This window comes from Synechococcus sp. J7-Johnson (genome assembly GCF_024345795.1).
Lineage (GTDB): Bacteria > Cyanobacteriota > Cyanobacteriia > PCC-6307 > Cyanobiaceae > Regnicoccus_A.
Window position 1 is genome coordinate 22,464 of the sequence record NZ_JAGQBU010000020.1, and the last position, 20,200, is coordinate 42,663.

Consider the following 20,200-nt stretch of genomic DNA (forward strand, 5'->3'; position numbering starts at 1 on the left):
ACCAGACCTGAATCCGCCGTCAGGCCGGCGCCTGCACCGGTGTCTGCCGCGGCAGGCTGTCTGCAGTGATCTTTCCATCCTGGATCCGGATGATCCGGCCGCTGTTGTGCGCCACCGAGGGGTCGTGCGTTACCAGCACGATCGTGAGGCCGCCGGCGTGGAGCTCGGAAATCAGCTCGATCACTTCTTCGCCGGTGCGTGAATCCAGGGCGCCGGTTGGTTCATCGGCCAGCAGCAACTCGGGCTGGTTCACCAGGGCGCGGGCAATCGCGACCCGTTGCTGCTGGCCGCCTGATAGCTGGTTAGGACGATTGGCCATCCGATCGGCCAGCCCCACCTGCTCCAGCATCGCCATGGCCCGCTCGCGCCGCTCCGCCCGGTCGTAGCCCGCATAGACCATCGGCAACATCACGTTCTGCAGCGCCGTGAGGCGCGGCAGGAGGTTGAATTGCTGGAAAACGAAGCCGATCTGGAAGTTACGGATATCGGTACGTTCGTTGTCGCTCAGCAAGGTGATGTCGCGGGCATCGAAGTAGTAATGGCCGCTGCTCGGCTGCTCCAGGCATCCGAGGATGTTCATCAAGGTGGACTTCCCCGATCCAGAAGTTCCAACGATCGCTGTGTATTCGCCCCGCAGGATCGTCAGATCGATGCCGTGCAGGATCGGAACATCGACCTCGCCCATTCGGTAGGCCTTGGTGATCCGGCGCAGTTGCAGCATGGTTCAGTCGCTTCGCAGGGCTGTCATCGGATCGAGCTGGGCTGCCTTGTTGGCGGGATAGGCGCCGAAGAACACACCGATCACCAGGCAGAAGGCCAGTGACCAGCCCACCGCATCGAGGGCGATCCCGGCGCTCCAGCCGAAGGCCGCGTTGATCGCCAGCGACGCCACCACCCCGAGCAGAACTCCCAGCAGCCCGCCCGCCAGGGAGAGCACCGTCGATTCGATCAGGAACTGGCGCAGGATGTCGCTGCAGCGGGCGCCGATGGCGCGGCGGATGCCGATTTCCCGCGTCCGCTCTGTGACCGACACCAGCATGATGTTCATGATTCCGATTCCTCCCACCAGCAGGGAGATGGCGGCCGATCCGCCCAGCAGCGCGGTGAAAACGTTGGCGACGGCATTGGAGGCGTTGACCAGGTCGGCCTGGTTGCGGATCACGAAGTCGTCCTCCCGGGGGGGCACGATCCGGTGGCGCAGGCGCAGCAGATTAGTGATCTGATAATCGGCCGCTTCCATGCTGGCGGCCGAACGCGCCGACACCGCGATGCTCTCCACCGACACGCCGGCTGTCGTGTTCACCCCAACGATCCTCGAGGCCATCGTCGTGAGTGGGATCAGCACCTGATCGTCCTGGTCGCGGAAGCCGGTGCTGCCCTTGAACTCCAGGGTGCCGATCACCGTGAACGTCTCACCGCGGATGCGGATCGTCCGGTCGAGTGCGCTGCTGGCCGTGAGCCCCAGGCTGTCGACCACGGTCTGCCCCAGCACCGCCACCCGTGCGGACTGATCGAGTTCGGCCTCGTTGAAAAACCGCCCGCTCAGTGGCAGGAAGTCGCGCACCACCACGTAGGCCGGCGTGCTGCCCACCACGGTGGTGTTGGTGTTGCGATCGGCCAGCACCACCTGCGTGCGCTGGCTCAGGTTCGGGGCCACATCCGCCACGGCCGGAATGGAGGCGGCGATCGCCTTGGCGTCCTCCCAGATCAAGGTGGTGGCCGAGCCTGCTCCGCGTGAGGCGGGCCCGCCACCGGCCGCCACGCCGCTCTGCACGAAAATCAGGTTCGAACCCAGTGATTTCAACTGGTTTTCCGTCTGCAGCTGGGCGCCACGGCCGATCGTCACCATGCTGATCACGGCGCCGATGCCGATGATCACCCCCAGCATCGTCAGGGCGGAGCGCATCCGGTTGGCCAGCAGTGACGACCAGGCCAGAGCGATCGTCTCAGCAAGGTCAGCTCCGCCGCGCTCACGCCGACGGCGTGTCCCTGACATCGCCTTAGCCATCAGCGCGGCATCCTGCCCTGGCCGCGTGGTTGCTGGAAGGGCGAGGAGCCGGTCACCGGGCGGCTGTTCGGACGGCGCCCACCGGGCGCGGAAAGGTACACCCGATCGCCTTGCTTCAGGCCGCTCACCACTTCGGTGCGGGTGCCGATCGTGGCGCCCACCTGCACCCGGCGGAACATGGGTTTGCCATCGGCGCCGGGCACCAGCACCCCGGTGCCTCCCCGTTCACTCACGATGGCGGGTGTGGGGATCAGCAGGGCATCGGGCCGCCGGCCCACCAGCACGTTCGCGGTGAGATTCATGCCGGAGCGCAGCTTGCCTGGCCCGTCGCCTGGCAGGGCGATCCTCACCTGAAAGCTGGTCACGTTCTGCTCCACCACCGCTTCCGGCGCCACCAGCCGCACCGTTCCACGGAACACCTGGCGAGGGAAGGCATCCACCTGCAGGTCCACCGGCTGGCCGGGCCGGATCGCCCCCACATCAACTTCCGCCACGTTGGCCACCGCCTCCAGCGTGCTGGCCAGGGCCAGGATCGACGAGGAGGTGGCCGAACTGGTGGCGCTGGCCGAGGTGGTGGGCGTCACGAAGGCTCCGACATCGGCATATTTCTGGGTGATCACCCCAGCGAAGGGAGCGCGGATCACCGTGTCCTCCAGCTGGGCCTCGATCGAGGCGAGATCACCCCGCGCCTGCTGCAGCTGGCCGCGGGCAGCGGCGATGTCTTCGGCGCGGCTGCCGGAACGGGCCAGATCCAGCTGGGCCCGCAAGGCACTCACCCGGGCCTCGCTGGCCAGGAACGCCGATCGGCTGGCGTCGAAGTTCACCCGGGCGATCGCGCCGGATCCATACAGCTGCTGATTACTGATGAAGACGGAGCGCACGGCGATCTGATCGGCCTCGGCCGCCTGCAGATTGCGCCGGGCCGCCTCGATCTCCTGGGGCCGGTTGCCGGCCTGCAGCTTGCTGAGGTTCGCTGCCGCCGCCGCCAGCGTTCCCTGGGCTTTAAGCAGGGTGCCACGCAGGTTGCTGTCATCCATTCGCGCCAGCACCTGGCCGGCGCTGACGCGATCCCCCTGATCGACAAGCAATGCCGTGACACGGCCCTGCTGCTTGGGGCTGATGTTGACAGGCGTGGTGGGGCGGATCGAGCCGGCAGCCGTCACCTTGAGGATCACGTTGCTGCGCTCCACGGGCGCGGTCTGGGCGGCCAGCGCGGCCTGCCGGGCACGGGTCTGGCCCTGCTGCCAGAGCAGCCAGCCGCCGCCGGCCAGGCACAGGGTCAGCGCACCGGCGGCGATCAGCCACAGGGGCGGAGCCACCAGTCGCGGGCGAGGCCGGGCCGGATCAGCACCGGGCTCAGCGGAGGAAGGAGGAACGGGGATCCGGCGCAGGACGGTCTGCAGCATTCAAGGTGGCTTCGCGGCGAGGACGACCGGCTGTCCCCACACCATCGCTGCTGCCTGTGTCTGCGGCATGACGCGGCCACGATCAGCTGTGAGCAGGTGTGACTAAGCAACCGCAGCCGAGGCTCGACGGGGTTCAACAGCCGCCTGTGGCGCCTTCGGCGGCAATCCCCCCGCCCGCTCGTGCAGCAGCGTCGGCGACAGGACAATCGTCCCGGTGCTCCCACCGAAGCGCAGCTGCAGCCAGGTGATCACCGCTGAGTCGCCGGCCACGATCGCTTCGATCGGCTGTGCGGTCAGCTCGCCTGGCTGGCCGGTTGGGCGCCCTTGCTCTGGCGGGTTGCTGAGCGCCTGCCGCAGGTTGAGCTCGTCCACCAGCGCCGGCTCCAGGTACCAGAGCTCAACGTCAGGCCCCTTGCGGTCGCGGCGCTCCTCGATCAGTTCGCGCAGCTGACCATCGCCGCTGAGTTGGCCCAGCGGTGCCAGCAGGAGCGGCAGGCTTCTGGCCGAAACAGGAGCGGCCGGGCTGAAGGGGGCGGCAGTCATGGCGGGTGAGGGGTGGCGAGCGCGTTGCAACGAAAACGCAACGACAGGACAGCATGACAACAGTAACGTTATACCGTTTGCCGCAGGGCGCCCTCCCGGGGTGCCGCTCTCATTTCGGCACCTTTTCGGCACCCTTCGTCATGACCAGCACCCTCCCTGAAGCTGTTTCCGGCGCCATTTCCGACCACGCCAGGCCAGCGGATGTCGCCGCCCGCAAGGGTTTCGGACCCCGGGTGCGGCGTCTGCACGCCCGCATCGGCGCCGCCCACCACAAAGCGGAGGGCATGGACTTCTCCCGTGCACTCCTGGCGGGTCAGGCCAGCCCGCTGCAGCTGGCGGGCCTGATCCGCGCGCTCGGCCCCGCCTACGCGCTGATCGAGCAAACCGGCCCCGAACTGGCAGCAGCCCTTGGCGCCCCCGACCTTCCCTGGAGTGCCCTCAGCCGCAGCGAGGCCCTGCGCCACGACGTGGCCCTGCTGGCCGGCATCGAAGCCAGCGGACCCTCAGCCGCGGCCCAGGCCTGGCTGGGTCACCTCGGCAAACTCGCCCAGCAGGCACCGCACCGCTTCCTTGCCCATGTGTATGTGCGCTACGGCGGCGATCTCTCCGGCGGGCAGCAGCTGGCCCAGCAGGCCAACGCGATCCTGGCCGCCCATGGTCTGCCCTCCCTGCGCTTCTGGCAGTTCGAGCGGCCGATCCCAGACCTGAAGCAGGCCCTCCACGACGCCTTCGAGCAGCTCGAGCTCAGCGAAGCCGAGGAAGCGGAGCTCCTGGAGGAAGCGGTGACCGCCTTCCTCGACACCCAGAGCCTGCTGGCCGAGCTGGGCGAACTCACCACGCCCCGAGCGGATCCGCTCCCCCTGCTGCTCAAGTACGACAAGCCCGTTCCCCGCTACACCAGCTACCCCACCGCCGCGGCGTTTCACGACGGCGTGGGTCCTGCCGACCTGGTGAACCAGCTGGGGCAGGCGAGCACGGCCGATCTCTCGCTCTACGTGCACGTGCCCTTCTGCCGCCATGCCTGCTGGTACTGCGGCTGCAACCGAATCACCACCCAGGCCGGCTCGGCCGTGGTGGGGCCCTATCTCGAGGCTCTGGCCAAAGAGCTGACGCTGGTGTCCCAGGCCTCGGGCCGGCGCAGGCGGCTGGGGCAGTTGCACTGGGGTGGCGGCACGCCCAACTACCTCAACTCCCAGGAGCAGGGCCAACTCTGGGATCTGATCGGGGAGCAGCTGGACCTGGCGCCCGACCTGGAGGCCTCGATCGAGGTGAATCCGGAGTTCCTCAGCCGTGATCAGGTGCTGGAGCTGCGCCGTCTGGGCTTCAACCGGATCAGCTTCGGAATCCAGGATGCCGACCCGAACGTGCAGGCGGCCGTGAACCGGATCGTGCCGGTGGAGCAGCTCCGGCGGGCGATGGAGTGGATGCGGGAGGCGGCCTTCGAGAGCGTGAATGTCGATCTGATCTGCGGGCTGCCTCTGCAGACCCCCGAGCGGTTCGCCCGCACCATCGCCCTGGTGCGGGAGCTGCGGCCCGACCGGGTGTCGCTGTTCAGCTTCGCCTACCTGCCCGAGCAGCTGCCCATGCAGCGCAAGATCGCCGCCGACGATCTCCCCAGCCAGCGGGAGCGGATCCGGATGTTGCAGCACGCCTTCACCGCCTTCACAGGCGATGGCTACGACGCCATCGGCATGGACCACTTCGCCCTTTCAAGCGACAGCCTGGCGGTGGCGGCGCGGCAGGAGCGGCTGCACCGCAATTTCCAGGGGTACACCACCGGCGGCGAGCGCGACCTGCTCGGCATCGGCGTGACGGCGATCAGCCAGTTCCAGAATCTGTTCAGCCAGAACCAGCGCTCACTCAAGGCCTATGTCCAGGCCCTCGACGAGGGACATCTGCCCGTGGAGCGGGGCCTGGTGGTGCGGGATCCCGAGGTGCTGCTGCGGCGCTCGATCATTCAGAGCCTGATGTGCCACTTCGCGGTGGATTTCGACACCATCGCCCTGGGGCAACCCCTTGAGGCGAAGCGCCAGTTCGCCAGCGAGTGGGCCGAGCTGCAGATCCTCGAAGCCGACGGACTGGTGCGGCTGGGGGCCAACAGCCTGGAGGTGACGGAAGTGGGCCGCTGGTTGATCCGCACGATCGCGGCGGTGTTCGACCCCAGCCAGCGCCGCCAGGCCAGTGGGTCGCGACTGATCTGAGTCGTGGTCTGGTCAGACCACCACCTGCAACCGGGCCCGGTTGTTCTCCTGCTGGGCGAGGGGTTCGAGCACCTGGCGCTCCGGATCCGCCAGCACCAGGAGTTCATGGGCACCGGGCGCCAGCTCGAGCGTCAGGGCAAAAGGTTCCTCGGCGCCGGCGGCCAGCCAGGGCAGGCGCAGGTAGTGGTGGCCGGAGTAGCGGTCGTCGATCACCACCGCCACTCCCACATCGCTCACATCGAGCGTGCCCCGGTTGGTGATGGCAAACCGCAGCACGCCAGCGTCGTAGCTGGCCCGCTCCACCGCCAGGTCGGAGCCCAGGTGGCGCAGCTCCCGAAGCGGATAGAGGGCCAATGACTCCAGTCGCAGCAGCTGGGTGCCGGGGTGCTCATGGTGCAGATGGCCGCCGTGGCGCAGGTCGCTGCTACAGCCGTGCACATGCAGATGGGCGCCCGCCTGAGGCACCGTGACGCGCCCGCTCTCGGGCCGGGTGTCCCAGAAGCCGCAGCAGTCCCACTCCAGGCTGCGGCCCAGATAATGGATCGGATCGGCGGGGTTGCCTGGATCCCGCGGGGCCAGGCGGTAGTGCTGAAGGCTGGCGTAAAGACTTGCCCCCGCGTCTGGATCCACGGAGTCCGTGTTGCGGCGGCGCTGGCCCATGCAGAGCTTGGAGGCCACGGTGATCACCAGGCTGCTCCAGGTCGCCCGCAGGCGTACCCCCACGATCGGAGCTGGCTTGATCCGGCCCGACGCGATCGAGTCCGCGATCGCCTGCCCCACCAGCTCCTGCAGCGGCACCCCGGCGCTGGGGCCCAGCCCGCCGAGATCCACCGGCTGGCGCAGGGCGCTGGCGTCACCGCTGAAGCACACATAGGGGAAGTGGGAGGACCCGTCGCCGGGGCGCAGCCGCCGGATGCCGCCATCGAGGGCCTGGCATTTGTAGAGGTGGGTGCTGGCAGCACCGGGCTGGTGCAGGAAGGTGAGCTCGCCGTTATCGAGGCTGGTGGTGGTGCCAAGGCCGAGCACATCGCCCTCGAGCGGAATGCGCTCCAGGGGCAGATGCTCGCTCACGTCCCCCTGGATCAGATCGCTGACCGTGTTGGCGATCGACAGGATCACCATGGGGCAGGAGCCTGAGGCGAAGCAGCCGCCGGGATCGCACCCGCCACCACCCGCCACTCGTGCAGCACCCAGCTGACGCAACCTGAGCGGATCAGGGGATCGCTCAAGACGATGGCCTCGGCCTCCTGCCAGTCGCTGGCGTGGAACAGCAACATGCCACCGGCACCTTCACCGTTCATGCCCTTGCGCTCGCGCCAGTAGCCACTGCTGGCCTGGTGGCCGCGCCGCTGGAGCTCGGCAACCCAGTCGAGGTGTTCACGCAGGTGCTGATCAAAATGGGCACGGTCGACCAGACCCTGCTCCAGCTTCACGAACCAGGGCAAGGCGAGCCCCCGAAGCAACCGCCCCAACCTAGACCTGAAGCCCGGTGCCGCAGCCTGAGTGGGGGCGCGCTGCTTGGCAAGGCCAGAAAAGTTGAGTAGAAATCCCCATAGGGAAATCCACGCTGGACCCGCAGGAGACGTTACATTTTGTAAGACGTTCCTAGGGGCGGGCCTGGCTTGGGTCCACCTCTTTTTTTTTGGGCGGTGGCAGGGCCCGCAGGACCGGAACCAGATCGCTCCCCTTGCCCTGACACGACTGCCTTCAGAGCGGGTCACCGGGCAGGAAACGCCGGATGAACAGGTCAAGGGCCATCGGTCCGCAGCGGTGTTGCCAGCAGGTGTCACCCGGCAACCGCCGCCAGCACTCCACCTGGTTGTGGGGTTCAGCGCCGCCGACCAGATGCACCCCATAGCGATACTCGGCGTCCGCAGCCTGCTCCGCTCGGGCCAGGGCCTCCGCCCTGGGCTGGCTGCTCAGGAAGGAGGCCAGAAAGTCGGCGGCGTCACCACCCAGGCGCAGGGCGGACGCGAACCGCCAGGCGGCGCCGGTTGGGTAGCCGTCGTGGTGGAGGTAGAGATGGCGCACGGCAGCGCCGGGAAAGCCGGTGAAGGAGTAAACGGCGCGGGTGGCCAAGGGGGAGAGAGCAGCTGCAAAGATCAGTGCCACCGGCGTCTCAGCCGCTGATCCGGCCAGCTGGTCGGCCGATGGCCTTGTCGGGGCGGCTGCGCTGGTTCTGTGCAACTCTCGTCAGCGCTGTTCTGAACCTGCACCTCCTCTACGGCGATGCCACCTGCTCGGTGTGGTGCCTGTTCAGTGCGCTGGTCTCCGACTGCCGATACAGGATCCTTAGGGATCCCGAAGCCCTGAGCCCGCCGGCAGGATCCCGATGGATTCCACTGATCCCGCCCAGCTCCGCCGCGACTATCGCCGGGAGGACCTGCGACGGGCCGATCTGGCGGCCGATCCGGTGGCGCAGTTCCGCCGCTGGTTCGACCAGGCCGTGGCCGCCCAGCTGGATGAGCCCAACGCCATGGTGCTGGGCACCAGCAACGGCCAGCGCCCCAGCGCCCGCACGGTGCTGCTCAAGGCGTTCGACGCTCGGGGATTCGTGTTCTTCACCCACTACGAGAGCCGCAAGGCCACCGAGATCGCCGCCCACCAGGAGGTGAGCCTGTTGTTTCCCTGGTACGGGCTGGAGCGCCAGGTGGCGATCCTGGGGCGGGCCGAACGGATCAGCGCCGCCGAATCGCTCGCCTATTTCCTCTCGCGCCCGATCGGCAGCCGGCTGGGGGCCTGGGTGTCTCAGCAGAGCGCCGTGATCGGCTCCCGCTCGATCCTGGAGATGCAGTGGGAGGCGATGAAGCGCCGCTTCGCCGATGGCGAGGTGCCGCTGCCGCCGTCCTGGGGCGGCCTGCGGGTGGTGCCGTTCGAGTTCGAATTCTGGCAGGGCCGCACCAACCGCCTCCACGATCGCTTCCGCTACAGGCCCGCTGACCCGCAGGCGGGCGGGAGCAGCGGCGGGGCCTGGAGCATCGAGCGACTGGCCCCCTGACCTACGTCCTGCTATGCGGCTATGCTCATATCAGTTGTCGATCGAGCCCACCCATGGCCGTCGCTCCCGCCAGTTCCTTTTCCCTCGCTGCCGCAGCTGGAGGCAACCCCCTGCTGTTCCGCCAGCTCTTCGATGCCGACACCGGCACCTTCACTTACCTGATCGCCGAGGTGGCCAGCGGCCAGGCCCTGCTGATCGATTCGGTCTTCGAGCAGCACGACCGTGATCTCGCCCTGATCCAGGAGCTGGGCCTGCAGCTGGTGGCCTGCCTCGACACCCACGCCCACGCCGACCACGTGACCGGCAGCTGGCTGATGCACGCCGCCACCGGCAGCGCCATTGGCCTGGCCGCCACTGTCGGCGCCGAGAACGTGACCCTGCCCCTGCGACACGGTGATCGGGTGGCCTTCGGCGGCCGCACGCTGGAGGTACGCGCCACCCCCGGCCACACCGACGGCTGCCTCACCTTCGTGCTCGACGACCACAGCCTGGCCTTCACCGGTGATGCCCTGCTGGTGCGGGGCTGCGGCCGCTGCGACTTCCAGCAGGGCAATCCTCACACCCTGTTCCGCTCGATCACCGAGCAGATCTTCTCGCTGAGCGAGCACTGTCTGCTCTACCCCGGCCATGACTACATCGGCCGCAGCGTCACCTCCGTGACCGAGGAGAAGGCCTACAACGCCCGCCTCGGCGGAGAGGCCGATGAGCGCGACTTCGTCGGCTACATGGAGAACCTGGAGCTGCCCCATCCGCGCCGGCTTGCGGAAGCCCTGCCCGCCAATCTGCGCAGCGGCCGGCCCCTGGCCAGCACTCCCGATGCCGATGACTGGGCTCCGATCCAGCGCAGCTATGCCGGCCTGCCCCAGCTGAGACCCCGATGGGTGCAGAAGCACCACGACGACCTCTGCCTCGTGGACGTGCGCTCAGCCGAGGAATTCAACGGCCCCGATGGTCGGATCTCAGGAAGTCTGTTGATTCCGTTGCCGGAGCTGGAGCGGCGGCTGGGCGAGATCCCAGCAGAGCTCCCGGTGGTCGTGCTCTGCCATTCCGGCAGCCGTTCGGCCCTGGCCACCCAGGAGCTGATCAAGGCTGGCCGACCACAGGTGGCCAACCTGCGCGGTGGCCTGCGTGCCTGGCAGCGGGAAGGTCTTCCCTTGGAGCACAACAGCCCCAACCCTTTCTGAGCCAGCACCATGACCTCCCCGACCTCAGCTCAGCTCAGCCCCGTTCGGTTGAGCCCCCTCGACCTCAGCCGCCAGCACGGTGAACACAGGGTCACGGTGATCGACGTGCGCGAGCCGATGGAATACGTGGGCGGCCATATTCCCGGCAGCCACAACATCCCGCTCTCCCGCCTCGGCAGCGCCACCCTCCCCTCAGGGCCGCTGGTGCTGGTCTGCCAGAGCGGCACTCGCAGCGAGAAGGGCCTTGCCCAACTGCTGCGCGCGGGCCATCCTTATCCTCTCGCCGACCTCGAAGGCGGCATGAGTGCCTGGCAGCAGGCAGGCCTGCCGATGAAGCGACGCCAGGGCGCGCCCCTGCCGCTGATGCGCCAGGTGCAGATCGCCGCCGGCAGCCTGGTGCTGCTTGGAGTGATCCTCAGCCAGACCGTGTCCCCGGGCTGGATCTGGCTGTCGGGCTTCGTTGGGGCTGGCCTCACCTTTGCCGGCATCAGCGGCTTCTGCGGCATGGCCCGTCTGCTGGCCGCCATGCCCTGGAACCGGGTGCGGGCGTGATCATCGGCATCGGCATCAGCACGCTGCTGCTGCTGCTCAGCGGCGGACTCGTGATCGGTGTTCTGCTCGCCGTGCTGGGGGCCGGTGGCTCAATCCTGCTGCTGCCCCTGCTGGTGAGCGGAGCGGGCCTGTCCGCCAAGGAGGCCGTTCCGCTCTCGCTCCTGGTGGTGACCCTGCTGGCCCTGGGCAATGTGGGGCCCTACATCCGCCGCGGCCAGGTGGCTGTGCGGCCAGCGTTGATCCTGGGGGTGCCGGCCCTGGCAGGTGCCTGGATCGGCGGCAGCCTGGTGAAGGCCGGGCTGATCCCCGAGGCGGTTCAACTGGGGGTGTTCACCGTGGCGGCCCTGGTGGCCTCCTGGCTGCTGACGCGGCCGAGCAGGCCCGCCCAGAGCGGATCACCCCAGGCCCTCGCGGCCCAGGGGGTGCTGGTGGGTCTGCTCACCGGCATCGCCGGCGTGGGCGGCGGCTTCGCGATCGTGCCCGCCCTGGTGCTGCTGGCCGGCCTGCCGATGCATCTGGCCAGCGGCACCAGCCTGCTGCTGATCAGCACCAACAGCCTGGTGGCCCTGCTGGCGCTGGGCCACTGGCCCGCCGCCAGCCTGGCTCTGATGCTGCCCCTGCTGGCCGGCGGCGCCCTGGGTGCCGTGCTGGGCCAGCGGCTGGCCCAGCACCTGAGTGAGCGCCGACTGCGGGTCGGCTTCGCCGGCCTGTTGATCGGCTCGGCCCTGCTCACCGGCTTCGAGGCGCTGCACCGCCAGAACTACGGGCCTGTGGGGCCAAGCACAACCATCCACCGCTCAGCTCAGCCCGTCGCTGGGGCGGTGGGACCTGTGCGCCAGTCGAGCCAGGGCAGGCGGGGCACGATCGCCGGCGTTGCAGTTCGATAGGCGGCGTAATCCGCATGGACGGCACAGAGGCGCAGCTCTTCGCGGCGGGCCTTAAAGCCCAGCACCAGCGCCAGAGTGAGCAACAGAGCCAGGTGCAGCAGGCTTCCCCTGGCCAGCGTCACCCCAAGGGAGCAGACCAGCAGGGCCTGGTAGAGGGGATGGCGGCAGCGGCCGTAGGCCCCGGCCGTCACCAGGGGCGCGCCGGCCATGGGCTCAGGCAGGGGGGTGAGGCTGTCGCCCAGGTTCAGCGCTCCCTGGCCGGCCAGCAGCAGGCCGGCGGCAAACAGGCTGAGACCCAGCACCCGCAACACGGGCGGCCAGCTCAAGCCGAGGGCGGCGGGGCTGGGTAATGCCGGCAGCAGGTGGGCCGTGATCAGGGCCATCTGGGCGATCAGCCACCATTCGCCGTGGCGGTTGTCGAGCAGCCCTCCCCAGCTGAAACCCCAGGCCTGGAGTCGTTGCGGCAGCGACCTGCCCATGCGTGCAGTGCGGTGAATGGCTTCAGTCTGGCCACGAACGGCGCAGGAAGCCGCCGGCTCAGGCCGCCTGCAGCTGCAGTAGCTGGGCCTCAAGCCGCTGCCTGAGGCGTCCCTGCACCAGAGTGCAGAGTTCCTCCACCAGCTCGTCATCGGCGGAGTAGATCAGGCGGGAGCCGTCACGTTCGCAGCGCACCAGGCCAGCGCGCTGAAGCTGCCCCAGCTGGCGGCTGATGTGCGACTGACTGAACCCGGTGGTCTTGATCAGGCTGGAGACATCCGTGGGCTCAGAGCGCAGCAGGCAGAGCAGCTGCAGGCGAGCCGGCTCACTCAGCAGCCGGAAAAAGCGGCTGATTTCCTCCATCAGCTCTGGGCTGGGCCTGGCTACATCCGCGAAAGCGCCCATTGTGACTGGGTGACACTCGATTAATTATGCCGGGTCACGCATGACATGGGTACGCCCATGGCGACTCGCCTACAGCAGCGGGCCGCCCCCGCTGCGTCGGATCGCCACGACGGCCGGGCGGGGGCTGCGCCCCGGCACCCCCGAGGGCCAGTTGGAGCCCAGGGGCACCCAGCGCAGCTGCTCGAACTCCTGGTCATCGCGGTCACGCAGGCGGATGGCCTGCCATTCACCGGCCCCGCTGGAGCGGGTGCCGTTGCTCTCTCCTGGGTGCTGCACCGAGAGAAACAAGGTGGCCTCCGACGCATCGAAGCAGGGGCCGGTGAGCTCGCACTCCATCGGCCCGGTGGCGAAGCAGAAAGCCTTTCCCGCCGCGGGCCCCTTGCTGGGCAGCACCCAGCAGGAGTTGTTGCCGAACAGATCCAGCTCGGCCGTGCCACCACCGCGATCGGTCACCAGCCAAACGGAGCCGGTGCGATCGACGGCGAGGTTGTCGGGGCTGGAGAACCCCAGCCCCCCCTGCCAGGGGGCGCCGCCGGTGGCCAGCATGCGCCAGCGGAACCGGCCCGCCTCGGCGAAGCCTTGATCCTGCAGGCGCATGATCCAGCCATGGGGCCAGCGGTTCTCCCCGCCGGGACCATGAAAAATCGCCGGATCGGCGCTGCCGCCAGCATCGGAGCCTCCGGCGGTGAAGGCCACCAGCAGATCACCGCTGCTGGGATCAATCACCGTGTCTTCCGGCCTGGCGGCGGCGGTGGCGCCAACCGCATTGGCCGCCAGGTGAGCATCGATCAGGATGGCGCCGAGGCGCTCCTCGCTGCGGCCGGGATAGAGATCGGCGAGGGTTGCATAGCTCTTGAGGTAGGTCTCCACCGCCACGTCGCTGGCCAGGGCCTCTGCCCCTGGCTGGCTGCGGTCGCTGTGGGGCACCAGGGTGGGCTGATTGAGGCCGAAACCCTCATAGTGGCTGGGCCGCTGGGGGTTGAGCGGGGTGGCGGGATCGAGCGGAATCCAGCGGCCGCTCCCATCGGGCTCAAAGCGAGCCACCTCCAGCCGGCCGGCCTCCAGCAGCGCTGAATTGGCCGGAACACTCGGATCCTTGATCCGCCCCTCGCTCACGAAGCGGTAGAGATGGCCGCCGTGGCGGTCGCAGCCGGAGTACACCAGCAGCGGCTCGGTGGCCCGGGCCTGCACCGCCACGGCCTCATGGCGGTAGCGCCCCAGCCAGCTGTGCTTGACCGCCGGCCGCTGGGGCTGACGCGGATCGATCTCCACCATCCAGCCGTACTTGTTCCCGGCCAGGCCAAAGGGATTGCCGAGGCCATCGAACTTGCGGCCATCGCAGCGCAGTGGCAACACGGCGGGTGCCGGCGAGGAACCATCGGCGTGGACCGCTTCCACAACCTGGCTCTGGAAGTTCTCCTCGGCCGAGAGCACCGTTCCCCAAGGGGTTTCGCCGCCGGCGCAGTTGGCGAAGGTGCCGATCACCCGGTCCTGGAGGCCATCGTTGTAGCCGAGGCGCTGCGGGCTTCTGAAAACGGCGGCCGCCGGACCACTCACCCGCAGGCGCCTGGCGGGATCGTCGAGGCCTTCAAGGCCACTGAGGCGCCGATCGAAACGACCGCTCCGGCGACGCCATTGCCCCGAGGGCTCCCGGCGGATCTCGATCACACCGATGCCCTGATCGCGCAGGGCGGCGCCCGCAACGGTGCGGGCCAACTGGCGCAGGGGATCGTCGGCCCTCAGAGCCGTGACATCCACCACACCATCGAAAGGTCTGAGTGCCTCAATCAGCTCAAGCCAAGGCAATGATTCGCCGGTGGCGTCGGCGTAGCCCTCGCTCCATGGCTTCGGGCTGATGTATTCAAAGTTGACCGTGAGCAGGGCCCGGTCTTCACCCAGATCCGTGAAGGAGAGGTGGTCGTTGTTGAAGCCAAAACGGCCATCCGCCAAGGGCTCCCCCCAGGCGGCGAGCAGATCGGCCCGGTAGCCCGCGGGCACCACCAGCCTGTCGACGAGGGAGACCCGGCGCTGTGTGCGCTGCTGCTCAGTGGCGCTCAGCCCATCGCCCGGGAGTGGCAGCGGCAGCGGCACAGGAGTGAAAGGCCCGCCGGCAGATGGCACTGGCAGGGCCTTCAGGGGCAAGCCAGAGGCGAGGGCCGCTGATCCCCCAAGGCCGAACAGGGCAAAGAGATCGCGGCGTTGCATCGCTCAGGCCAGGCCCGCGGCAGTCAACCACGCCAGGTGGGCAGGCCGTGGCGTCCGCGGTTACGCCAGAGGGCTTCCGAGCTCACATGCAGGCCATGGCGACGAGCCAGGCTGGCTGCGGCATGGGTGGAGCCGGTCTGCTTCAGCGCCTGGGCAAAGGATGGATCCTGGCTGGCCAGTTGCTGCAGGGCATGGAGCGCGTCCATCGCTTCGTGCACCGTCCCGGACAAGGCCGCCACGCTGGCGGCCCCGGGAGCAATCATGGGGGTGGCATTCATCATTGCGACCTCAACCTGTTGTTGCCTCAAGCTTAACCAGAAAAGAGTGCAGTCAGTCCGGTATTTATACTTAATCACGTGCGAGACGATGGCCCTCTGGCCACCATCATGGCCAGCCCGGAGCGCCACATCAAGAGATCGCTGGATCGGGTCCCGTTCAACTCAGGACAAATGGACAAGATCCATGATGAAAGGTTAATCGAAGCCGCCTCGATCACTCCCTAAAAGCACTTGATTCTTGACCTCCAGGGCCTTCAGCCTGGCAGCAGCCCCTGCAATGGAGCAAGCTGGGTCTCACTGGATCAGCCGCCAGCTATGACCCGCGAACGCGACCCCTTCCGCATCCCCCGCGCCGGCTGGGAAGCTGCTCCCCTGGCGGGTCTGGCCTCGATCGATCTGAACCAGAACGGCGGGGCCTTCACGGGCAAGGAATTCTTCTCTGAATCCACCGTGGGCGGGGTCGTCTGTTTTGCCGCCTACCAGGCGCTGCTCACGGCCCTGCGCACCGAGGCCCTGCGTAAGCGCGGCGAACTCGATCGGGCCACCCAGGTGCGGCTGGTGCTCAGCACCACTTTCGAATCAGCCAAGGCAGGCGTGGCTGTCGGGGCCGTGCTCTCGGTGCTGCTGCTGGTGTTCCCCTGGCTCACGCTTCCCCTCTCCCTGATGGGTGTGGTGGGCACCGCCAAAGCATCCCTTGATCTCTTCCACGCCTTCTGGGATGGCCTCGACGACGAGCAGAAGCTGCAGGTCACCGTGGCGGCCCATGAAGCCGGTGTGAACCTCAGCTCCTTCTTCCGCAACGACGGCGAGGGCCTGGGCCGCTCCGCGCTGGATTGAGTCGCTGAGCCAGTGGTTTCGGCGATCCGCCTGATCGGCCCCTTATTGCGGCGCCCGGCCCATCAGGATCCCCATGCCGCTGAGAACCACAACGGAGCCCAGCAGGTCGCGGCCGGTGAAGGGTGAGCCATCCACCATGCGCAGCCAGATCAACGCCACTGCCACATAAACCGCTCCATAAGCGGCATATACCCGTCCAGAAGCCGTGGGGTGAAAGGTGAGCAACCAGGCGAACAGCGCCAGCGACAGAGCGGCAGGTACCAGCAACCACAGAGGCCTTTGCTGCTTGACCAACACATCCGTGAGGTAGCAGCCCAGAATCTCGGCGACGGCTGTGATCAAAAACAGGCCAGTCGTTCTGAGCACAGCAATGCGTTGGCGCACGTCCTTCATCCCCCGCCAGATCGACGGCGCCGATGGCACTGCCACGCCGCCGACAATGGGGGAATGGACCTGCACGCCGACCTCGACCAGCGCGTGGTGCTCGACACCACCGCCCTGCCCTGGACACCCTCACCCATGGCGGGCGTTGAGCGGCGCATGCTCGATCGCCGCGGCGGGGAATTGGCCCGGGCCACCTCGATCGTGCGCTATGCCCCCGGCAGCCACTTTGATCGCCATACCCATGGCGGCGGCGAAGAGATCCTGGTGCTTGAGGGCACCTTCTCCGATGAACGGGGCGACTACCCGGCCGGCACCTACCTGCGCAATCCGTTAGGCACCAGCCACGCTCCCTTCAGCGAGCCGGGCTGCACGATTCTGGTGAAACTGCACCAGATGCACCCTGCCGACCAGCAGCAGCTGGTGATCGACACCCACAGCGCTGAGTGGCTGCCAGGCCTGGTGGCGGGCCTGGAGGTGATGCCGCTGCACGCCTTCGGTTCCGAGCATGGGGCCCTGGTGCGCTGGGCACCGGGCACGTTGTTTCAACCCCACAGCCATCCCGGCGGCGAGGAGATCCTGGTGCTGGAGGGCGTGTTTCAGGACGAACAGGGCACCTATCCCGCCGGCAGCTGGCTGCGCAATCCACCCGGCAGCGTCCACCGGCCCTGGAGCGAGGAGGGCTGCACGATCTGGGTCAAGACCGGCCACCTGCCTGCCACGCTTGGGCCGGATGGATCAGAGGGCCTGTTGCAGACGTGAGCTCGCGGTCTGTGTTCAGTTCATCGGCTCAGTTTCTTTGTTTCCGCCAATGACCTGCTCCACCAGCAGCTTCAACAGCAGGGAAACCAGGCCCACACCCCCCAGCACCAGCGCGGCGCCATAGGCCAGTTCGGTGTCGTACTGCTTGTAGGCGTCCTCCACAAACAGGGGCAGTGTCTGGGTCTGGCCGGCGATGTTGCCACTCACGACGGCGACAGCTCCGAACTCACCCAGGGCCCGGGCCGTGGTGAGGATCAACCCGTAGAGAACGGCCCAACGCACGGAGGGCAGGGTGACCTTCCAGAAAACCTGCCAGCTGCTGGCACCAAGCGTGCGGGCCGCCTCCTCCTGGTCCCAACCCTCCTCCTCAAGCAGGGGGATCACTTCCCGGGCCATGAAGGGGAAGGTCACGATGATCGTGGCCAGCGTCATCCCGGGCCAGGAGAAGATGATTTTCCAGCCCAGGCTGGTCACGATCCCGCCCAGCAGTCCGTTGGTGGGGCTGTAGAGCAAGACCAGCATCAGGCCGACTACCACTGGCGAGATCGAGAACGGCAGATCAATCACGCTCAGCAGAAAGGCCTTGCCGGGGAACTGGCGACGGGCGATAGCCGTGGCTGCTGACAGGCCAAAGATGGTGTTGGCAGGCACGGCGATAGCCGTCATCATCAGCGTCATCCGCACCGCCGAGTGCAGCTCTTCCGATTCAAAGTTATCCAGAAAGGGCTGCAGGCCCTTGGCAAAGGCACCCGATACCACTTCCAGAGCTGGCAGCAGAATGATCACTGCAACATAGAGGCCAGCAATCAGCGGGATCAGCACCGAGGCGGATGGGCGGATCTTGCCACTACGCAGGAAACGCAACAGGGAACGCATGGGAGAAACGGCAGGTGGATTTCAACAGAATTAGACGGGATTGCCTTCCCAGTGCCGGCCCCACACCTGCAGCCCGTTGATCACCAGCAGGCTCACAAGAGAGAACATCAACATCACCATGCCGATCACCGTTGCCGAGGAAAAGTCATATTCCTCGAGCTTCTGGATGATCAAGGTGGGAGTGATGAGATCCCTGAAGGGCACATTGGAGGAAATCATCACCACCGAGCCGTACTCGCCTACAGCGCGGCTGTAGCCCTGGGCCACGCCGGCCAGGATCGCTGGCATCAGCTGGGGCAGCACCACTTTCAGCAGGGTCTGGCGAGGGCTGGCGCCGAGGCACCAGGCCGCTTCCTCCTGCTCCCGCTCAAGGGCTTCCAGCACCGGCTCCACACTGCGCACCACAAACGGCAGCGAGATGAACATCATCGCGATGCCCACCCCCAGCCAGGTGAAGGACACTTTCAGTCCGAAGAGGGCATCGAGCGGGGCCCCGAGCCAGCCATTGGAGCTGTAGATCGACGCCAGCGCCAGACCCGCCACGGCGGTAGGCAGCGCGAAGGGAAGATCGATCAGTGAATCGAGCAACCGCCTGCCGAAGAAGGAGCAGCGCACCAGGGCCCAGGCGATCACCACGCCGAACACACCATTGACAAGGGCAGCCACCAGCGCCAACCCGAAGCTGATTCGGTAGGTAGCCAGCGCTTCAGCGGTGGTGGCCAGCTGCCAGAACTGGACCGGGCCGACTGCAGCGGCCTTCAGGGTCATGGCCCCCAGGGGCAGGAACAGCACCAGGGCCAGATAGAGCCAGGTGATTCGCCAGGACCAACTGAGCTGCAACCAGCTGGGAAGCGCCGGGCGCCTGAGGCGGGCCGGAGAGGCAGGAGCCATGGACGAGGACATGGGAACAGATCCGCGGAAACGTATCACCATCTGCCGATTTATACAACGGTTAGCCGGTGGGGAAATGTATGTTTGCTATAGGATCGTGCCATCGAATCCGTTTTTCCCCTGCCATGGGCATCCGCGTCGCTGGTGTGAGCAAGGAGTTCGGCTCGTTCCGGGCGGTCGACAACGTCAGCCTTGATGTCGAGACCGGCTCCCTGGTGGCACTGCTCGGCCCCTCCGGTTCTGGTAAGAGCACTCTTTTACGCCTGATCGCAGGCCTGGAGGAGATCGATACCGGCCGCATCTGGATCACCGGGGAAGAAACCACCAGCCGTTCGGTGCAGGAGCGCCAGGTGGGATTTGTGTTCCAGCACTTCGCACTCTTCAAGCACCGCACGGTGCGTCAGAACGTGGGCTTCGGTCTTGAGCTGCGTGGCTGGAAGCACGAGGCGATCCGCCGGCGCGTGGATGAGCTGCTGGAGCTGGTGCAGCTGCAGGGCTTTGGCAACCGCTACCCGTCCCAGCTCTCCGGCGGTCAGCGCCAACGGGTTGCCCTGGCCCGGGCCATGGCGGTGAAGCCACGGGTCCTGCTGCTCGATGAACCGTTCAGCGCCCTCGATGCCAAGGTGCGCAAGGAGCTGCGCGGCTGGCTGCGCAACCTCCACGACGAGATGCACGTCACCACGGTGATCGTCACCCACGACCAGGAAGAAGCCATGGAGGTGGCCGATCGGATCGTGGTGATGAACCACGGCAAGATCGAGCAGATCGGCAGCCCGGCTGAGATTTACGACCAGCCAGCCAGCCCCTTTGTCATGAGCTTTGTGGGTGCGGTGAACGTGCTTCCTCCGCACGTGCCCCTTGCCCTTGCCGCTGCTGAACGCTCAGGAGACGAAGGTCAAGGCGGCGATATCTTCATCCGCCCCCACGATCTGGAGCTGCACCGCAGCCCCCAGAGCGGCAGTGTGCCCGCTGTGTTGTGCCGGCTCACCCACATGGGCCGTGACATCCAGGCAGAACTCACCCTCGCAAGTGGAGAGGTTGTGGTGGCCCAACTCCCTCGCGAGCGGATCGATTACCGCGAGCTCAAGGCCGGTGATGCCCTGCACATCACCAGCCGTGAAACACGCACCTTTGTGCCGGACTTTGTGATCTGAGCTTCAGGGCCGAGAGCCCATGGGCAGGCCCTGTTCGTTGAAAACGCTTATGAATTCGGGCCCTGAGGGGATTCCTCCTGGCGTCATTCCATGCTCACGAACGACAAGCGTGATCAAGAGATCCTGGCGATCGCCTGCCGCCAACTCGCCGTCAC

Annotated in this window: 22 protein-coding genes; 8 read left to right on the forward strand and 14 right to left on the reverse strand. The window is 67.2% G+C overall.

The window, feature by feature from the left end; all coding sequences use genetic code 11:
* Window positions 1-19 precede the first annotated feature (19 nt).
* The 4 genes from KBY93_RS10840 to KBY93_RS10855 form a co-directional block, all read right to left on the reverse strand.
* Window positions 20-721, reverse strand: a complete 702-nt coding sequence (locus KBY93_RS10840; RefSeq protein ID WP_255094409.1) for an ABC transporter ATP-binding protein — start codon at window positions 719-721, stop codon at window positions 20-22.
* A 3-nt stretch (window positions 722-724) separates the two neighbouring features.
* Window positions 725-1,996 carry an ABC transporter permease gene (locus KBY93_RS10845; protein ID WP_255094410.1) on the reverse strand — a complete coding sequence of 424 codons (1,272 nt, stop codon included), beginning with the start codon at window positions 1,994-1,996 and terminating at the stop codon, window positions 725-727.
* A gap of 11 nt (window positions 1,997-2,007) precedes the next feature.
* Window positions 2,008-3,414: an efflux RND transporter periplasmic adaptor subunit gene (locus KBY93_RS10850; RefSeq protein ID WP_255094411.1), complete on the reverse strand. Its 1,407-nt coding sequence runs from the start codon at window positions 3,412-3,414 to the stop codon at window positions 2,008-2,010.
* Window positions 3,415-3,516: 102 nt separating this feature from the next.
* Window positions 3,517-3,957, reverse strand: coding sequence for a hypothetical protein (locus KBY93_RS10855; RefSeq protein WP_255094412.1), 441 nt, complete (start codon window positions 3,955-3,957; stop codon window positions 3,517-3,519).
* Between the two features lie 140 nt (window positions 3,958-4,097).
* On the opposite strand from KBY93_RS10855, the gene hemN reads away from it, so the two are divergent.
* Complete coding sequence (gene hemN, locus KBY93_RS10860) at window positions 4,098-6,158, forward strand: oxygen-independent coproporphyrinogen III oxidase (RefSeq protein WP_255094413.1); 2,061 nt, start codon at window positions 4,098-4,100, stop codon at window positions 6,156-6,158.
* Between the two features lie 12 nt (window positions 6,159-6,170).
* Here the strand turns inward: hemN and KBY93_RS10865 are convergent, their stop codons facing one another.
* The 3 genes from KBY93_RS10865 to KBY93_RS10875 form a co-directional block, all read right to left on the reverse strand.
* Window positions 6,171-7,280: a CARDB domain-containing protein gene (locus tag KBY93_RS10865; protein WP_255094414.1), complete on the reverse strand. Its 1,110-nt coding sequence runs from the start codon at window positions 7,278-7,280 to the stop codon at window positions 6,171-6,173.
* Window positions 7,274-7,603 (reverse strand): YciI family protein, encoded by a 330-nt coding sequence (locus KBY93_RS10870; RefSeq protein ID WP_255094415.1) that lies wholly within the window; start codon window positions 7,601-7,603, stop codon window positions 7,274-7,276. The genes KBY93_RS10865 and KBY93_RS10870 overlap by 7 nt, the downstream gene beginning before the upstream one ends.
* A gap of 262 nt (window positions 7,604-7,865) precedes the next feature.
* On the reverse strand, window positions 7,866-8,270 hold the full coding sequence (locus tag KBY93_RS10875; RefSeq protein WP_255094417.1) for a hypothetical protein: 405 nt from the start codon (window positions 8,268-8,270) through the stop codon (window positions 7,866-7,868).
* Between the two features lie 220 nt (window positions 8,271-8,490).
* Between KBY93_RS10875 and pdxH the strand changes: the two genes are divergently transcribed.
* Genes pdxH through KBY93_RS10895 form a run of 4 tightly spaced genes read left to right on the forward strand, consistent with a single transcriptional unit; the run spans window position 8,491 to window position 11,779 of the window.
* Window positions 8,491-9,156: a pyridoxamine 5'-phosphate oxidase gene (gene pdxH, locus KBY93_RS10880; protein ID WP_255094418.1), complete on the forward strand. Its 666-nt coding sequence runs from the start codon at window positions 8,491-8,493 to the stop codon at window positions 9,154-9,156.
* Between the two features lie 53 nt (window positions 9,157-9,209).
* Window positions 9,210-10,340 (forward strand): MBL fold metallo-hydrolase, encoded by a 1,131-nt coding sequence (locus KBY93_RS10885; RefSeq protein ID WP_255094420.1) that lies wholly within the window; start codon window positions 9,210-9,212, stop codon window positions 10,338-10,340.
* A gap of 9 nt (window positions 10,341-10,349) precedes the next feature.
* Complete coding sequence (locus KBY93_RS10890; RefSeq protein WP_255094421.1) at window positions 10,350-10,892, forward strand: rhodanese-like domain-containing protein; 543 nt, start codon at window positions 10,350-10,352, stop codon at window positions 10,890-10,892.
* Window positions 10,893-10,906: 14 nt separating this feature from the next.
* Window positions 10,907-11,779 carry a sulfite exporter TauE/SafE family protein gene (locus KBY93_RS10895; protein WP_399223041.1) on the forward strand — a complete coding sequence of 291 codons (873 nt, stop codon included), beginning with the start codon at window positions 10,907-10,909 and terminating at the stop codon, window positions 11,777-11,779.
* On the opposite strand, the gene KBY93_RS10900 is transcribed toward KBY93_RS10895, so the two are convergent.
* From KBY93_RS10900 to KBY93_RS10915, 4 genes are all read right to left on the reverse strand, one after another.
* Window positions 11,695-12,258: an isoprenylcysteine carboxylmethyltransferase family protein gene (locus KBY93_RS10900; protein ID WP_255094423.1), complete on the reverse strand. Its 564-nt coding sequence runs from the start codon at window positions 12,256-12,258 to the stop codon at window positions 11,695-11,697. The two genes, KBY93_RS10895 and KBY93_RS10900, sit on opposite strands and share 85 nt — an antisense overlap.
* 58 nt (window positions 12,259-12,316) lie before the next feature.
* Complete coding sequence (locus tag KBY93_RS10905) at window positions 12,317-12,619, reverse strand: metalloregulator ArsR/SmtB family transcription factor (protein ID WP_255094425.1); 303 nt, start codon at window positions 12,617-12,619, stop codon at window positions 12,317-12,319.
* A gap of 111 nt (window positions 12,620-12,730) precedes the next feature.
* Window positions 12,731-14,866 (reverse strand): PhoX family phosphatase, encoded by a 2,136-nt coding sequence (locus KBY93_RS10910; RefSeq protein ID WP_255094426.1) that lies wholly within the window; start codon window positions 14,864-14,866, stop codon window positions 12,731-12,733.
* 23 nt (window positions 14,867-14,889) lie between these two features.
* Window positions 14,890-15,129: a Nif11-like leader peptide family natural product precursor gene (locus tag KBY93_RS10915; protein WP_255094427.1), complete on the reverse strand. Its 240-nt coding sequence runs from the start codon at window positions 15,127-15,129 to the stop codon at window positions 14,890-14,892.
* 330 nt (window positions 15,130-15,459) lie between these two features.
* Here KBY93_RS10915 and KBY93_RS10920 point away from each other — a divergent pair, with 330 nt between their 5' ends.
* The gene (locus KBY93_RS10920) at window positions 15,460-15,981 is read left to right on the forward strand and encodes a hypothetical protein (RefSeq protein WP_255094428.1); all 522 of its coding nucleotides are present in this window, start codon (window positions 15,460-15,462) and stop codon (window positions 15,979-15,981) included.
* 42 nt (window positions 15,982-16,023) lie between these two features.
* Here KBY93_RS10920 and KBY93_RS10925 read toward each other — a convergent pair whose 3' ends face one another.
* Entirely contained in the window at window positions 16,024-16,374 is a 351-nt protein-coding gene (locus KBY93_RS10925) for a YnfA family protein (RefSeq protein ID WP_261355421.1), read from the reverse strand.
* A 54-nt stretch (window positions 16,375-16,428) separates the two neighbouring features.
* Here KBY93_RS10925 and KBY93_RS10930 point away from each other — a divergent pair, with 54 nt between their 5' ends.
* The gene (locus KBY93_RS10930; RefSeq protein ID WP_255094430.1) at window positions 16,429-17,124 is read left to right on the forward strand and encodes a cupin domain-containing protein; all 696 of its coding nucleotides are present in this window, start codon (window positions 16,429-16,431) and stop codon (window positions 17,122-17,124) included.
* Between the two features lie 15 nt (window positions 17,125-17,139).
* On the opposite strand, the gene cysW is transcribed toward KBY93_RS10930, so the two are convergent.
* Together cysW and cysT are read right to left on the reverse strand one after the other, a co-directional pair.
* Entirely contained in the window at window positions 17,140-18,000 is an 861-nt protein-coding gene (cysW, locus tag KBY93_RS10935) for a sulfate ABC transporter permease subunit CysW (protein ID WP_399223034.1), read from the reverse strand.
* Between the two features lie 30 nt (window positions 18,001-18,030).
* Window positions 18,031-18,903, reverse strand: coding sequence for a sulfate ABC transporter permease subunit CysT (gene cysT, locus KBY93_RS10940; protein WP_255094432.1), 873 nt, complete (start codon window positions 18,901-18,903; stop codon window positions 18,031-18,033).
* A gap of 113 nt (window positions 18,904-19,016) precedes the next feature.
* Here cysT and KBY93_RS10945 point away from each other — a divergent pair, with 113 nt between their 5' ends.
* Window positions 19,017-20,045 (forward strand): sulfate/molybdate ABC transporter ATP-binding protein, encoded by a 1,029-nt coding sequence (locus tag KBY93_RS10945; RefSeq protein ID WP_094554197.1) that lies wholly within the window; start codon window positions 19,017-19,019, stop codon window positions 20,043-20,045.
* The last annotated feature ends 155 nt before the right edge of the window (window positions 20,046-20,200 follow it).

Coding starts and splice junctions, on each gene's coding strand:
- hemN (WP_255094413.1), top strand. CDS start 4,098: ATGACCAGCACCCTCCCTGAAGCTGTTTCCGGCGCCATTTCCGACCAC.
- KBY93_RS10910 (WP_255094426.1), bottom strand. CDS start 14,866: ATGCAACGCCGCGATCTCTTTGCCCTGTTCGGCCTTGGGGGATCAGCG.
- KBY93_RS10845 (WP_255094410.1), bottom strand. CDS start 1,996: ATGTCAGGGACACGCCGTCGGCGTGAGCGCGGCGGAGCTGACCTTGCT.
- cysW (WP_399223034.1), bottom strand. CDS start 18,000: ATGCGTTCCCTGTTGCGTTTCCTGCGTAGTGGCAAGATCCGCCCATCC.
- KBY93_RS10930 (WP_255094430.1), top strand. CDS start 16,429: ATGGACCTGCACGCCGACCTCGACCAGCGCGTGGTGCTCGACACCACC.
- KBY93_RS10925 (WP_261355421.1), bottom strand. CDS start 16,374: ATGAAGGACGTGCGCCAACGCATTGCTGTGCTCAGAACGACTGGCCTG.
- KBY93_RS10890 (WP_255094421.1), top strand. CDS start 10,350: ATGACCTCCCCGACCTCAGCTCAGCTCAGCCCCGTTCGGTTGAGCCCC.
- KBY93_RS10915 (WP_255094427.1), bottom strand. CDS start 15,129: ATGATTGCTCCCGGGGCCGCCAGCGTGGCGGCCTTGTCCGGGACGGTG.
- KBY93_RS10945 (WP_094554197.1), top strand. CDS start 19,017: ATGGGCATCCGCGTCGCTGGTGTGAGCAAGGAGTTCGGCTCGTTCCGG.
- KBY93_RS10905 (WP_255094425.1), bottom strand. CDS start 12,619: ATGGAGGAAATCAGCCGCTTTTTCCGGCTGCTGAGTGAGCCGGCTCGC.
- KBY93_RS10865 (WP_255094414.1), bottom strand. CDS start 7,280: ATGGTGATCCTGTCGATCGCCAACACGGTCAGCGATCTGATCCAGGGG.
- KBY93_RS10855 (WP_255094412.1), bottom strand. CDS start 3,957: ATGACTGCCGCCCCCTTCAGCCCGGCCGCTCCTGTTTCGGCCAGAAGC.
- pdxH (WP_255094418.1), top strand. CDS start 8,491: ATGGATTCCACTGATCCCGCCCAGCTCCGCCGCGACTATCGCCGGGAG.
- KBY93_RS10900 (WP_255094423.1), bottom strand. CDS start 12,258: ATGGGCAGGTCGCTGCCGCAACGACTCCAGGCCTGGGGTTTCAGCTGG.
- KBY93_RS10920 (WP_255094428.1), top strand. CDS start 15,460: ATGACCCGCGAACGCGACCCCTTCCGCATCCCCCGCGCCGGCTGGGAA.
- KBY93_RS10840 (WP_255094409.1), bottom strand. CDS start 721: ATGCTGCAACTGCGCCGGATCACCAAGGCCTACCGAATGGGCGAGGTC.
- KBY93_RS10885 (WP_255094420.1), top strand. CDS start 9,210: ATGGCCGTCGCTCCCGCCAGTTCCTTTTCCCTCGCTGCCGCAGCTGGA.
- KBY93_RS10850 (WP_255094411.1), bottom strand. CDS start 3,414: ATGCTGCAGACCGTCCTGCGCCGGATCCCCGTTCCTCCTTCCTCCGCT.
- cysT (WP_255094432.1), bottom strand. CDS start 18,903: ATGTCCTCGTCCATGGCTCCTGCCTCTCCGGCCCGCCTCAGGCGCCCG.